The 13,400-nt window shown below is 71.3% G+C and carries 12 protein-coding genes and 1 rRNA gene; 10 read left to right on the forward strand and 3 right to left on the reverse strand.

Going from position 1 to position 13,400, the window contains the following annotated elements; translation table 11 throughout:
* Positions 1 to 92, forward strand: a 5S ribosomal RNA gene (gene rrf, locus ACIHEI_RS00005); the annotation flags it as partial.
* A 111-nt stretch (positions 93 to 203) separates the two neighbouring features.
* On the opposite strand, the gene ACIHEI_RS00010 is transcribed toward rrf, so the two are convergent.
* On the reverse strand, positions 204 to 977 hold the full coding sequence (locus ACIHEI_RS00010) for an SDR family oxidoreductase (RefSeq protein ID WP_396605084.1): 774 nt from the start codon (positions 975 to 977) through the stop codon (positions 204 to 206).
* Positions 978 to 1,065: 88 nt separating this feature from the next.
* Here ACIHEI_RS00010 and ACIHEI_RS00015 point away from each other — a divergent pair, with 88 nt between their 5' ends.
* The 9 genes from ACIHEI_RS00015 (at position 1,066) to pstB (ending at position 11,498) form a co-directional block, all read left to right on the forward strand.
* Entirely contained in the window at positions 1,066 to 1,710 is a 645-nt protein-coding gene (locus ACIHEI_RS00015; protein WP_396605085.1) for a TetR/AcrR family transcriptional regulator, read from the forward strand.
* Between the two features lie 30 nt (positions 1,711 to 1,740).
* Entirely contained in the window at positions 1,741 to 2,661 is a 921-nt protein-coding gene (gene mshD / locus ACIHEI_RS00020) for a mycothiol synthase (protein ID WP_396605086.1), read from the forward strand.
* 297 nt (positions 2,662 to 2,958) lie between these two features.
* On the forward strand, positions 2,959 to 5,367 hold the full coding sequence (locus ACIHEI_RS00025) for an RNA degradosome polyphosphate kinase (RefSeq protein WP_396605087.1): 2,409 nt from the start codon (positions 2,959 to 2,961) through the stop codon (positions 5,365 to 5,367).
* 92 nt (positions 5,368 to 5,459) lie between these two features.
* Positions 5,460 to 6,527 (forward strand): CHAD domain-containing protein, encoded by a 1,068-nt coding sequence (locus ACIHEI_RS00030; RefSeq protein WP_396605088.1) that lies wholly within the window; start codon positions 5,460 to 5,462, stop codon positions 6,525 to 6,527.
* Between the two features lie 29 nt (positions 6,528 to 6,556).
* Positions 6,557 to 7,069, forward strand: a complete 513-nt coding sequence (locus ACIHEI_RS00035; protein ID WP_396605089.1) for an NUDIX hydrolase — start codon at positions 6,557 to 6,559, stop codon at positions 7,067 to 7,069.
* A gap of 243 nt (positions 7,070 to 7,312) precedes the next feature.
* Positions 7,313 to 8,446, forward strand: a complete 1,134-nt coding sequence (gene pstS, locus ACIHEI_RS00040; protein ID WP_387638804.1) for a phosphate ABC transporter substrate-binding protein PstS — start codon at positions 7,313 to 7,315, stop codon at positions 8,444 to 8,446.
* A gap of 177 nt (positions 8,447 to 8,623) precedes the next feature.
* Positions 8,624 to 9,604 carry a phosphate ABC transporter permease subunit PstC gene (gene pstC / locus ACIHEI_RS00045; RefSeq protein WP_387638801.1) on the forward strand — a complete coding sequence of 327 codons (981 nt, stop codon included), beginning with the start codon at positions 8,624 to 8,626 and terminating at the stop codon, positions 9,602 to 9,604.
* The gene (pstA, locus tag ACIHEI_RS00050; RefSeq protein WP_387638798.1) at positions 9,601 to 10,680 is read left to right on the forward strand and encodes a phosphate ABC transporter permease PstA; all 1,080 of its coding nucleotides are present in this window, start codon (positions 9,601 to 9,603) and stop codon (positions 10,678 to 10,680) included. The genes pstC and pstA overlap by 4 nt, the downstream gene beginning before the upstream one ends.
* Before the next feature lie 41 nt (positions 10,681 to 10,721).
* Complete coding sequence (pstB, locus tag ACIHEI_RS00055; protein WP_380488732.1) at positions 10,722 to 11,498, forward strand: phosphate ABC transporter ATP-binding protein PstB; 777 nt, start codon at positions 10,722 to 10,724, stop codon at positions 11,496 to 11,498.
* Positions 11,499 to 11,640: 142 nt separating this feature from the next.
* Here the strand turns inward: pstB and ACIHEI_RS00060 are convergent, their stop codons facing one another.
* The gene (locus tag ACIHEI_RS00060; protein WP_387638795.1) at positions 11,641 to 12,636 is read right to left on the reverse strand and encodes an anion permease; all 996 of its coding nucleotides are present in this window, start codon (positions 12,634 to 12,636) and stop codon (positions 11,641 to 11,643) included.
* A 5-nt stretch (positions 12,637 to 12,641) separates the two neighbouring features.
* On the reverse strand, positions 12,642 to 13,262 hold the full coding sequence (locus tag ACIHEI_RS00065; RefSeq protein ID WP_387638793.1) for a DUF47 domain-containing protein: 621 nt from the start codon (positions 13,260 to 13,262) through the stop codon (positions 12,642 to 12,644).
* Between the last annotated feature and the right edge of the window lie 138 nt (positions 13,263 to 13,400).

The raw sequence follows: 13,400 nt of genomic DNA on the forward strand, positions 1-13,400 counted from the left end.
CGCCCGGTTACATTCCGAACCCGGAAGCTAAGCCTCACAGCGCCGATGGTACTGCAGGGGGGACCCTGTGGGAGAGTAGGACGCCGCCGAACAATCATTCAGGGAAAGCCCCCCGCCTTCTGGCGGGGGGCTTTTTCGCGTTTCCAGAGAATTCCCGACGCCGCCCGGCCCGGACCGCCCCACCGGGCCCGGGCCGGCACGCCTCAGAGGTGCGAGCCGCCGGTCGCGTCGATGGTCTGGCCGGTGATCCAGCGGGAGTCGGGGGTGGCCAGGAAGGCGACGATGTCGGCGATGTCGTCGGGCTGGCCGATGCGGCCGAGCGCGGAGAGGGAAGACGCGTGGGCCTGGGCGGCGGGGTTGTCGCGGAGCCAGAAGGCATTGACGTCGGTGTCGATGATGCCGGGCCGGACCGAGTTGGCGGTGATGCCGCGAGGGCCGAGCTGGGCGGCGAGGTTGAGGGTGAAGTTGTCGAGGGCGCCCTTGGTGGCGTTGTAGGCGATGATCTCGGGCATGGCGATACGGGCGACGCCGCTGGAGATGTTGATGATGCGGCCGCCGTCGCGGAGCCGGGGCAGGGCCTGCTGGGTGATGAAGAACGGGGCGCGGACGTTGACCGCGAAGACCTCGTCGAACTCGTCCTCGGTGAGCTCGGGGAGCGCGGAACTGCGGCCTATACCGGCGTTGTTGACCAGGATGTCGAGCCCGCCGTCGGGGGTGTACTCGTGGCCGGCCCGGTCGAAGGCCTCCCAGAGGCGGACGGCGTCGCCGTGGCTGCCGAGGGGTGCGTGGACCAGGAAGGCCCGACCGCCGTTGGCGCGGATCTTCTCCAGGACGGTGGTGGCGGCGTCGTGGTCGCGGGCGTAGCCGATGGCGACGGTGGCTCCGTCCTGGGCGAGGCGTTCGGCGATGCCGCGGCCGATGCCGCGGGAGGCGCCGGTGACCAGGGCGATCTTGCCGTCAAGTGCGCGAGCAGACATGGTGGTTGACCCATCCCTCATTTGTTGAGTGACCGTTCAAGAATGACCGTAGCATGGCCCGGCACACTTTTTGAGTGATCGCTCTAAAATGGATGGCATGACGACGAGTGCAGGTGCGAGACGCGGCCGCCCGCCGGCCTTCGACCGGGCGGCGGTGCTGGCGGCGGCGACCAGGCTGTTCTGGGAGCGGGGCTACCAGGCCACCTCGGTGGGGGAGTTGACCGGGGCGATGGGGATCAAGCCGGGCAGCCTGTATGCGGCGTTCGGCGACAAGGAGTCGCTGTTCCGCGAGGTGGTGCGGGCGTACCAGCAGTCCCCGGAGGGGGAGTTCGTGGGGCTGGCGTTCGCCGAGGAGCCGACCGTCCGGGCGGCGTTCGCCCGGATCCTGCGGGAGGCGGCGCGGGTCTACTCGGATCCGGAGCACCCGGCGGGCTGCCTGGTGATCAGCGCGGCCACCAACGTGGCCGCCCAGGACGACGAGGTGGCGGTGTTCCTCCGGGAGCTGCGGGCCGCGAACCTGGCGGCGTTCGAGGAGCGGCTGTCCTCCGCGCAACGGCTCGGCGAGCTCCCGCCCGGCGCGGAACCGGCCGCGCTGGCACGGTACTTCGGCGCGGTGCTGCAGGGGATGTCGCAGCGCTCCCGGGACGGCGCGGACACGGCGGAGCTGGCGGCGACGGCCGAACTGGCCATGGCGGCCTGGCCCGTTGTGGGCGCAGGCAGTATCGCCTCCTGAAACCGGGCCGGAGGACGTACGCTCGGCAGTATGCAGACTGCTGAGAACACGTCAGGCGGCGGCCGGGTCGAACGCGTCGAGGTGCTGACGGCGGAACAGGCCGAGGCGGTACGGGAGTTGCTGGCGGAGGCGGCCCGGACGGACGGCCGGGAGGCGGTCTCGGAAGCGGGCCGACTGCGCATTCGCCCCGACAGCCCCCGCCCGGGCGTGCGGCACCTGGTGCAGCTGGCGGACGACCGGGTCACGGGGTACGCCCAGCTCGAGGGCGAGCGTCCGGGGACGGTCGAGCTGACGGTGGCCCCGGCCGACCGCGGCCGGGGCCTGGGCGGATCGCTGGTGGACGCGGTGCTGAACGGGGCGGACGGCGAGCTGAACTTCTGGGCGCACGGCGGCCTGCCCGCTGCCCGGCACCTGGCCGAGGCCCACGGGGCGGTGCTGGTGCGGGAGTTGCGGCAGATGCGGCGCACCGCCGAGGCCCCGGAGCCGGTGCCGCTGCCGGCCGGCGTCGAGCTGCGGACGTTCGAGCCGGGCCGCGACGAGCAGGCCTGGCTGGCGCTGAACGCGCTGGCGTTCGCCCACCACCCCGAGCAGGGCTCGTGGACGGAGCAGGACCTGGCCGAGCGGATGGCCGAGCCGTGGTTCGACCCGAAGGGCTTCTTCCTGGCGGAGCGCGACGGCCGGCTGGTCGGCTACCACTGGACGAAGATCCAGCCGGACGGCCTGGGCGAGGTGTACGTGGTGGGCGTGGACCCGGCGGAGCAGGGCGGCGGCCTGGGCAAGGCGCTGACCGCGGCCGGCCTGCGGCACCTGATCCTGGAGCGCGGGGTGCCGACCGTGATGCTGTACGTGGACGCGGACAACGCTGCGGCCGTCCGGGTGTACGAGCGGCTGGGCTTCGCCGTCCACGAGGTGGACCTGATGTACCGCTGGGAGCCGTCCGCAGGCCGCTGAGCCGGTCGGGCTCGGGGCGGGTGCCAGGCGGACGGAGCCGTCCGGTAACTGCCACAGGGGTGACGGACTCAGCTTTCCTCCCGGCCATGCGGTGTTTACCGTGGATTCAATTGGCGCCGCGAAGATCACAGAATGTCGTCCGTATTGCCCCGTCCGCGTCACCGCTCCACCCGCCGTCCGGCCGGGCCGGTTCCGGCTGCGCCGGGTGGGTGGCCGTGGGTCGACGAGGACGAGCAGCGAGCGGAGGCGTGTCCTTCGTCCCGCCGGGACCGCGTCCTGCAGGAGGAGCTGGAACAGATGAGCATCCCGCGCCCCGTCTCCGATTCGGCAGCGGCCGAGTCCAGCACCGAGCAGAAGCCGACCGCCCGGTCCGGCGCGAAGGCCGGGCCCGCGAAGGCCGGGCCCAGGTCCGGCGGCAGGTCCGCGGCCAAGGACCCGGCCGGTGGTCCGGTGAAGCCGTCGAAGCCCCGGGCCGCGGCGCGCGCCAAGGCCGAGCCGCCGGCGCCGGCCGAGCCGCTCCGGGCGACCACCGCACTGCCGGCGGCCTTCCTGGCGGGCAGCGCGGGCGGCGTGGGCAGCACGGGCAGCACAGCCGTCGCGAGCAGCGCGGACGGGCGCGGCGCCGAGGAGGCGGAGCTGCCGCAGGGCCGGTTCCTGGACCGTGAGCGCAGCTGGCTGGCGTTCAACGAGCGGGTGCTGGAGCTCGCCGAGGACCCGAACATCCCGCTGCTGGAGCGGACCAAGTTCCTGGCGATCTTCGCGTCCAACCTGGACGAGTTCTTCATGGTGCGGGTGGCCGGCCTGAAGCGCCGGATCGCCACCGGGGTCGCCCAGCGGTCGGCGTCGGGGCTGCAGCCGCGCGAGGTGCTGGACCAGATCTGGCGCCGCTCCCGCGAACTGATGGCCCGCCACGCGGCGACGTTCCAGCAGGAGGTGCTGCCGGACCTCGCGGCCGAGGGCATCGAGCTGGTGCGCTGGCCGGACCTGGCGGAGACCGAGCAGTCCCGCCTGCACACGCTGTTCCGGCAGCAGATCTTCCCGGTCCTGACGCCGCTGGCGGTGGATCCGGCGCACCCGTTCCCGTACATATCGGGGCTGTCGCTGAACCTGGCGGTGGTGGTGCGCAACCCGGTGACGGGCCACAAGCACTTCGCCCGGGTGAAGGTGCCGCAGCTGCTGTCGCGCTTCCTGGAGGCCTCGCCGCAGCGGTACGTGCCGCTCGAGGACGTGATGGGCGCGCACCTGGAGGAGCTGTTCCCGGGGATGGAGGTGCTCGCCCACCACGCGTTCCGGGTCACCCGCAACGAGGACCTGGAGGTGGAGGAGGACGACACCGAGAACATCCTGAAGGCGCTGGAGAAGGAGCTGATGCGGCGCCGCTTCGGGCCGCCGGTGCGCCTGGAGGTCGAGGAGTCCATCGACCCGTACATCCTGGACCTGCTGGTGCGGGAGCTGAACATCACCGAGGCGGAGGTCTTCCCGCTGCCCGGCCCGCTCGACCTGACCGGCCTGTTCGGCATCGCCGACCTGGACCGCCCGGAGCTGCGGTACCCGAAGTTCGTGGCGGGCACCGCGCGCGGCCTGATCGACGTCGAGTCGGCCTCGCAGCCGGACATCTTCGCCGCGATGCGCGAGCGCGACGTGCTGCTGCACCACCCGTACGACTCGTTCTCCACCTCCGTGCAGGCGTTCCTGGAGCAGGCCGCCGCCGACCCGCACGTGCTGGCGATCAAGCAGACGCTGTACCGCACCTCCGGCGACTCGCCGATCGTGGACGCGCTGATAGACGCCGCGGAGTCCGGCAAGCAGGTGCTGGTCCTGGTGGAGATCAAGGCGCGCTTCGACGAGCAGGCCAACATCAAGTGGGCCCGCAAGCTGGAAGAGGCCGGCTGCCACGTGGTGTACGGCCTGATCGGGCTGAAGACGCACTGCAAGCTGTCGCTGGTGGTCCGCCAGGAGGGCGAGACGCTCCGCCGGTACTCGCACGTCGGCACCGGCAACTACCACCCGAAGACCGCCCGGCTGTACGAGGACCTCGGGCTGCTGACCTCCGACCCGCAGGTCGGCGCGGACCTCTCCGACCTGTTCAACCGGCTGTCCGGCTACTCGCGCCGCGAGTCGTACCGGCGGCTGCTGACCGCGCCGCGCGGGCTCCGCGACGGCCTGGTCGCCCGGATCAACGGCGAGATCGCGCACCATCGGGCCGGCCGGCCCGCCTCCGTCAAGATGAAGGTCAACTCGATCGTCGACGAGGTGGTCATCGACGCCCTGTACCGGGCCTCGCAGGCCGGCGTGCCGGTGGACGTGTGGGTGCGCGGCATCTGCGCGATCCGGCCGGGCGTGCCCGGGCTGAGCGAGAACGTCCGGGTGCGGTCCATCCTCGGCCGGTTCCTGGAGCACTCCCGGGTGTTCGTGTTCGGCAACGGCGGCGACCCCGAGGTGTGGATCGGCAGCGCCGACATGATGCACCGCAACCTCGACCGCCGGATCGAGGCACTGGTCCGGGTCACCGACCCGGCCCACCGGGCCGAACTGAACGGGCTGCTGGACCTCGGCGTCTCCGACGAGACCGACTCCTGGCACCTCGGCCAGGACGGCAGCTGGATCCGCCACGCGCAGGACGCCGAGGGCCGCCCACTGCGGCACGTCCAGGACCTGCTGATCGACTCACGCCGCCGCAACCGCGGCTCCGCCGCCGCACGCTGAGCGGCACCCCGCCCGCGCCGGGAGCCCTCCCGGCGCGGGCGGCATGCAGCCCCGGGGCAGGCCCGGGGACGGAATCGGGGAGAGCCACAGCCATGACCGATGCGCCGACGACGGCCCCGGTGGCGCGCGCCGCGACCGCCGGGGAGGTCCTTGCCGGCTACCTGACCGCACAGGCGGGCGTGTTCCTGCGCGCCCTGCCGCAGGCGGTCGGCGAGGCGGGCTCCAGACCGGGTGCGCTTCCGGCGTCGGCACAGGCCGCGGACGACCTGCTGCGCGCGGTGCGCCGGATCGGCGGGGCACTGCACACCTTCGGGCCGGCCTTCGACCCGGTGTGGGCGCAGGAGTCACGGACCGAACTGCGCTGGCTGATCGACCTGCTCACCCAGGAACCCGGCTACCGGCGCCGCTCCGACCGGCTGCTCGGCGCCGTCGACTCGCTGGCCGACACCGCCCCCGACGGGGCCGGCATGCTGGCCGGCCACCCGGGCGCGCCGAAAGCCCGGGCGCTGCTGGAACGCCAGCTGACGCTGGCCCGGACCCGTTCGCACACCGCGCTGCTGCAGGAGCTGCGCTCGGCCCGGCTGCACGCGCTGGCCGACCGGATGACGCTGCTGGCCGGCGAGCTGCCGCTGGAGCCGGAGGCCGCCGCCGAGCCGGCGGTGGCGCTGCTGCCGCGGACGGCGGCGGCGCTGGCGGCGCTGGTGGCGGCGGCCGAGCGGCTGCCCTGGCAGCGTTCCGCGCAGGCGTACGCCGGTGCGGGCCTGCACCGGCTCGGCGCGGCCCCGGCGGACACGGTGCCGGTACCGCGCGGCGCCGGAGACACCGCGGACGTGGCGCTGGCGGCGGACGACGCGCCGTGGCTGCGGGCCCGGATCCTGGTGAAGCGGGCCCGGTACGCGCTGGAGGTGTGCAGCGCGCCGGACGGCGAACTGCTGGAGCTGGACCGGGTGCTGGGCCACCACCAGGACGCCTCGGACGCGGCGGCCACGGTCGCCGCGGCCGCCCGCACGCCGCGGATCACCCCGGCGACGGCATACGTGCTGGGTGTGGTGCACGCCGATCAGCGGCTGGACGTGGAGGCCGCCCGGTACGCTTTCGGGCGCCAGTGGCCGGCGTTGGCGCCCGGGCTGGCCGGCCCGGCAGCGGTGGCGTCGGACTGAACCCTGGATCCCCGACCCGGATGGACCGCGTGCCGCAGCTCCCAGATCACCCGTCCCCGTCCGACCGCGCCCACCCCCGGGCGGGCGGTGCCCGCACCGACCGCCGCCCGGCGGCCGGTGCGCGGTCGACGGTGCTGGCGGCGGGCGCGGTGCTGTGGGTGCCCGGGCCGCTGCGCAAGGACGGCAGCCGCAAGAAGCCGCGGGTGGCGCTGGTGCACCGGCCCAAGTACGACGACTGGAGCCTGCCGAAGGGGAAGCTCGACCCCGGCGAGGGCTGGCGGACGGCGGCGCTGCGCGAAGTGTGGGAGGAGACCGGGATGCGCTGCGTGCTGGGCCCGGAGCTGCCCACCCAGCACTACCTGGTGCAGGGCCGCCCGAAGGAGGTCCGGTACTGGGCCGCGGTGCCGACCGGCGGGGCGTTCCGGCCCAACCGGGAGGTGGACCGGCTGGAGTGGCTGCCGCCGCGGCGGGCCAAGGAACGGCTGACCCACCCCCGCGACCGGGTACTGATCGACGCGCTGCTGGAGCTGTTGCTCGGCTGAGCGCCCCGGCCTGTTCCGTACGGCCGGAACGGGTGATCTGCCCGCGCCCGACCTGTGACGCAACCGTTACTACTGGCCAAGGTTTCCTGACATCCGTCCGAGGTTCACTCCCCGTTCATTTGTGACGGGCTGACGCGTCACCTGTCCTGCCTAACTTCGGGGTTACCGGAGGGCCGGAAGGGCCCCGGACCACAGCAAATCCGGTCACTCGTGGACCGGTATTGCCTCAGAAAGGGACACCCTGTGAACCTGCGGAACGGCCGCTCCAAGGCCCTCGCCATCGGTGCCGTCGCGCTCGTCTCCACGCTGTCGCTGTCGGCCTGCGGCACGGACGACAACTCCAAGCCCAGCGCGAACGGCTCGTCCGCCGGCGGGGCCCCGGCCGCCAAGATCGCCTGCTCCGACAAGGGCGGCCAGCTGCTGGCGGCCGGTTCGACCGCGCAGACCCCGGCGATCGAGGTCTGGAAGGCCGCCTACGGCGCCGCCTGCTCCAGCACCAGCCTGACCTACAGCGGCGGCGGCTCCGGCGCGGGTGTCACCCAGTTCAACCAGGGCAAGATCGCTTTCGCGGGCTCCGACGGCGCCCTCAAGGCGGCCGAGATCGACGCCTCGAAGCAGGTCTGCACCGGCGGCCAGGGCATCGACCTGCCGATGGTCGGCGGCCTGATCTCGATCGTCTTCAACGTCGAGGGTGTCGACAAGCTGACCCTGGACGCCCCGACCCTGGCGAAGATCTTCGACTCGCAGATCACCAAGTGGAACGCCCCGGAGATCGCCGCCCTGAACCCGGGCGTCAACCTCCCGGCCGCCGACATCCAGGCGATCCACCGCTCGGAGGACTCCGGCACCACCCAGAACCTGACCGCCTACCTGGCCAAGGCCGGCAACGGCGCCTGGAAGTACCCGGCCGCCAAGAGCTGGGCCGGCCAGGGCGGCCAGTCCGCGAACGGCTCCGCCGGCGTGGTGGCCCAGGTCAAGCAGGCCAAGAACTCGATCTCCTACGTCGAGCTGTCCTACGCCCAGACCAACAAGCTGAACAGCGCGTCCATCGCCACCGGCGCCTCCAAGCCGGTCGAGGCCAACGCCGCCAACGCCGCCACCACGCTGGCCAACGCCAAGATCACCGGCACCGGTGCGGACATGGCGCTGGACATCGACTACGCGACCAAGGCCGAGGGTGCCTACCCGCTGACCCTGGTCACCTACGAGATCGTCTGCGACAAGGGCAACAAGGCCGACACCCTGCCGGCCCTGAAGTCCTTCCTGAACTACACCGTCAGCGACGAGGGCCAGCAGGCCATCGGTGCGGTCGGCTACGTGCCGCTGCCGAAGGAGCTGGCCGGCAAGGTCAAGACCCAGATCGACGCCCTCGCCTGAGGCTGAGGGACGACCGGCCGGGCGGCCCCCGAAGGAGGGGGAGGGGCTGCCCGGCCGGGCCGTGCGCCACGCGCACCACCTGTAACACCAGCACCACCCACCATCAGAACGTCCGGGGCACCGCCGCCAAGGTGCCGCCCTCCGCGGGGCAGCGCCGCCAGACCGGAGTAAACGATCATGACTTCTTCCTCCCCCGCCGACGCGCGGGGACGGACCCCACGACGCCGCGACAGCCGCCGCGGTGACGCCGTGTTCTTCAACCTCTCCCGCGGTGCGGGCATCCTGCTGCTGGTCATCATGGCCGCCATCGCAGGCTTCCTGGCCTACCGCTCGGCCCTCGCCCTGGGCAAGAACGAGGGCAACTTCCTCACCACCTTCGAGTGGACGCCGGACGCCGCGACGCCGGTGTTCGGCATCGCCGTGCTCGCCTTCGGCACCCTGGTCAGCGCGCTCATCGCGATGCTGATCGCGGTCCCGATCGCGGTCGGCATCGCGCTGTTCATCTCGCACTACGCGCCGCGCCGGATCGCCCAGCCGTTCGCCTACCTGGTGGACCTGCTGGCCGCCGTCCCGTCGATCGTCTACGGCCTGTGGGGCGTGCTGTTCCTGGTCCCGCACATGGACGGTCTGACCAGCTGGATGGACCAGTACCTCGGCTGGACGTACATCTTCGACCAGTCCAGCGCCGGCGTCCTGCCGCGCAACCTGTTCACCGTCGGCATCCTGCTGGCGATCATGGTGCTGCCGATCATCACCGCGGTCACCCGCGAGGTGTTCCGGCAGGTCCCGCGGATGCACGAGGAGGCGGCGCTCGCGCTCGGCGCGACCCGCTGGGAGATGGTCCGCACCGCGGTGCTGCCGTTCGGCCGCCCCGGCATCATCTCCGCGTCCATGCTCGGCCTGGGCCGCGCGCTCGGCGAGACCATCGCGGTCGCCACCGTGCTGTCCACCAACAGCAAGCTGTCGCTGCACCTGCTCGACCCGGGCGGCGGCACCTTCGCGGAGAACATCGCGCTGAAGTTCAACGAGGCCCAGCCGCTCGGCCGGGACGCCCTGATGGCCTCCGGCCTCGTCCTGTTCGTGATCACGCTGCTGGTGAACGGTGCCGCCCGCGTCATCATCGCCCGCCGCAAGGAGTACTCGGGGGCCGCCGCGTGAGTACCGTCTCGACCGTCACCGACGCCACCGTTCCGCAGCTCAGCCACCGGCTGACCGCGGCCCGGCTGCCCCGCTGGGCACCGGCCGGCATCGCCGCGGCCTCGATCGCCGTCGGCTGCGGCCTCGGCGCCGTCGCCGGCCTCAAGAGCCACCTGCAGTGGGGCCTGATCTCCGCCCTGCTCTTCCTGGTCGCCAGCTACGCCGTCTCCGCCTCGGTGGAGGGCCGCCGGCAGGCCAAGGACCGCTTCGCCACCTCGCTGGTGTGGGTCGCCTTCATCTGCGCCGTGGTGCCGCTGGTCGCGCTGACCTTCTACACCGTGCAGCAGGGCATCGGGGCGATCAGCCCCGAGTTCCTCAGCCACTCGATGAAGGGCGTCGTCGCCACCCTCAGCCCGGACGGCGGCATCTACCACGCCATCATCGGCACCGTCGAGCAGGTCCTGCTGGCCACCCTGATCGCCGCGCCGATCGGTCTGCTCACCGCCGTCTACCTGGTGGAGTACGGCCGCGGCCGGCTCGCCAAGGCGGTCACCTTCTTCGTCGACGTGATGACGGGCATCCCGTCGGTCGTCGCCGGTCTGTTCATCCTCTCGCTCTGGAACATCCTCCTCGGCTTCCAGTACTCGGGCTTCTCCGGCAGCCTCGCGCTGGCGATCCTGATGATGCCGGTCGTGGTCCGCTCGACCGAGGAGATGCTCAAGCTCGTCCCGAACGAGCTCCGGGAAGCCTCGTACGCGCTCGGCGTGCCGCGCTGGAAGACCATCCTGCGGATCGTCCTCCCGACGGCCATCGGCGGAATCACCACCGGTGTGATGCTGGCGGTCGCCCGCATCACCGGTGAGACCGCCCCCGTGATGATGCTGGTGTTCGGCGCCGACTTCATCAACAGCGACCCGTTCAACGGACCTCAGCAGTCCCTGCCGCTCTACATCTGGCAGCAGTACTCGCAGGTCAACAACGACTACGGCTACTCGCGCGCCTGGGGCGCGGCGCTGGTGCTGATCGCCTTCGTGATGGGGCTCAACCTCATCGCACGGGGCATCGCCCGCTGGCGCGCGCCCAAGGGCGGACGCTGACCCCGACTGACGTACGAACAGACGAGAGAAGACGAAAGATCATGGCCAAGCGCATCGACGTCAGCGGACTGTCCGCCTACTACGGCTCCACCCGCGCCATCGAGGACATCTCGATGACCATCGAGCCCCGCTCGGTGACCGCGTTCATCGGCCCCTCCGGCTGCGGCAAGTCCACCTTCCTGCGCACCCTCAACCGGATGCACGAGGTGATCCCCGGCGCCCGGGTCGAGGGCAAGGTGATGCTCGACGACGAGAACCTGTACGGCTCGAACGTCGACCCGGTCGCCGTCCGCCGCTCGGTCGGCATGGTGTTCCAGCGCCCCAACCCGTTCCCCACCATGTCGATCTACGACAACGTGGTGGCCGGCCTGCGGCTGGCGGGCGTGAAGAAGAAGTCCGTCCTGGACGGCGTGGTGGAGAAGTCCCTGCAGGGCGCCAACCTCTGGAAGGAGGTCAAGGACCGCCTGAACAAGCCCGGCGCGGGCCTGTCCGGCGGCCAGCAGCAGCGCCTGTGCATCGCCCGGGCGATCGCGGTCGAGCCCGAGGTGCTGCTGATGGACGAGCCCTGCTCGGCCCTCGACCCGATCTCCACCCTCGCCATCGAGGACCTGATCGGCGAGCTGAAGTCGCAGTTCACCATCGTGATCGTGACCCACAACATGCAGCAGGCGGCCCGCGTCTCCGACCGCACCGCGTTCTTCAACCTGGCGGGCGTCGGCCAGCCCGGCAAGCTGATCGAACTGGACGACACCCAGCGGATCTTCTCCAACCCGTCGGTGCAGGCCACCGAGGACTACATCTCCGGCCGCTTCGGCTGACCGGCCCCGCCGCCTTCCGGCGGCGGAGCACACCAGCTGCTCCACGGTGCTGCATGGCGGTGCCGCCGCGGAGCCGACGAAGGGCCCGCCCCCGTGCTGTGGGGGCGGGCCCTTCCGCTCTGTCGCTTACTCGCTGACGCGGTCAGAGGACCAGCAGGTTGGTGAGGCCGAACATCGCGGCGGCCACGAGCGCCGCCGCCGGCATGGTGATGAACCAGCCCATCACGATGTTCTTCGCCACGCCCCAGCGGACCGCCCGGACCCGCTTGGTGGCGCCCACACCCATGATCGCCGAGGTGATCACGTGGGTGGTGGAGATCGGCGCCGCGTAGACGAACGAGGTGACGTACATGACCGCGGAGGCGGTCGCCTCAGCGGCGAAGCCCTGCGGCGGGTCCAGCTCGATGATCTTCCGGCCGAGGGTGCGCATGATCCGCCAGCCGCCCGCGTAGGTGCCCAGCGAGAGCATCATGGCGCAGGAGATCTTCACCCAGATCGGGATGCCGGTGCCGGAGTGGTGGCCGGAGATGGTCAACGCCATCACCACGATGCCCATGGTCTTCTGGGCGTCCTGCAGGCCGTGCGCCAGCGCCATCGCGGCCGCCGAGGCGGTCTGCGCCACCCGGAAGTTGCGCTTGGCCTTGTGCGGGTTGGCCTTCTTGAAGATCCACAGGATCGCCAGCATCACCAGGAAGCCGCCGATCAGGCCGACCACCGGCGAGATGACCATCGGAAGGATGATCTTCTCGACCACGCCGTGCCAGATCACCTCGGTACCGCCCGCCAGCGCCGCGCCCACCATGCCGCCGAACAGCGCGTGCGAGGAGGAGGACGGAAGGCCGAAGTACCAGGTCACCAGGTTCCAGGCGATGGCGCCGACCAGCGCGGCGAACAGGATCGCCATGCCCTTGGAGCCGGTAGGGGTCTCGATGATCCCCTCGGAGACGGTCTTCGCCACCCCGCTGCCGAGGAAGGCGCCCGCCAGGTTCATCACCGCGGCCATCGCCAGCGCCGCCCGGGGGGTCAGCGCCCGGGTGGAGACCGAGGTGGCGATCGCGTTCGCGGAGTCGTGGAAGCCGTTCGTGTACGTGAAGAAGAACGCCACGCCGACGACGACGATCAGTGCTGCCATGTCCACGGAGCTCAGGACTCCTTGACGGCGATGGTCTCCACCGTGTTGGCCACGTGCTCGAACGCGTCGGCGGCCTCTTCGAGGACGTCCACGACCTGCTTGAGCTTCAGCACCTCGATCGCGTCGTACTGGCCGGAGAACAGGTGGGCCAGCAGCTTGCGGTGGATCTGGTCCGCCTGGTTCTCCAGCCGGTTGATCTCGATCCAGTACTCGGTGAGGTTGGCCATCGAGCGCAGGTTGGGCATCGCCTCGGCGGTCAGCTCGGCGGCCCGGGCCAGCACCTCGATCTGCTGCTCGATGCCGTTCGGGAGGGTCTCGATGTCGTACAGGACGACAAGGTCGACGGCCTCCTCCATGAAGTCCATGATGTCGTCCAGCGAGGACGCCAGGGCGTAGATGTCCTCCCGGTCGAACGGGGTGATGAAGGAGGAGTTCAGCTGGTGGAAGATCGCATGGGTGGTGTCGTCCCCGGCGTGCTCGGCGGCGCGCATGCGCTCGACGATCTCCGCGCGGGCGGACACGTCCGAGCCCAGTAGTTCCAGCAGGAGCTTGGATCCGACGACAAGGTTCTCCGCCGCGGCGGCGAACATGTCGTAGAAGCTCGTCTCCTTCGGGGTCAGGCTAAAACGCACGGAAATCTCCGATGTGCGGGGTCGGTACTTGACGATGCTAGGCGCACGTCCGCCGTGTCCGGACACGGGGCCGCCGACGCGCGCCCTAAGTGTGTCCCACGACACGCCGGTTTGCTCCCGCTCTGCAGGGGGATCTGT

Source organism: Kitasatospora sp. NPDC051984 (genome assembly GCF_044593455.1).
Classification (GTDB): Bacteria; Actinomycetota; Actinomycetes; order Streptomycetales; family Streptomycetaceae; genus Kitasatospora.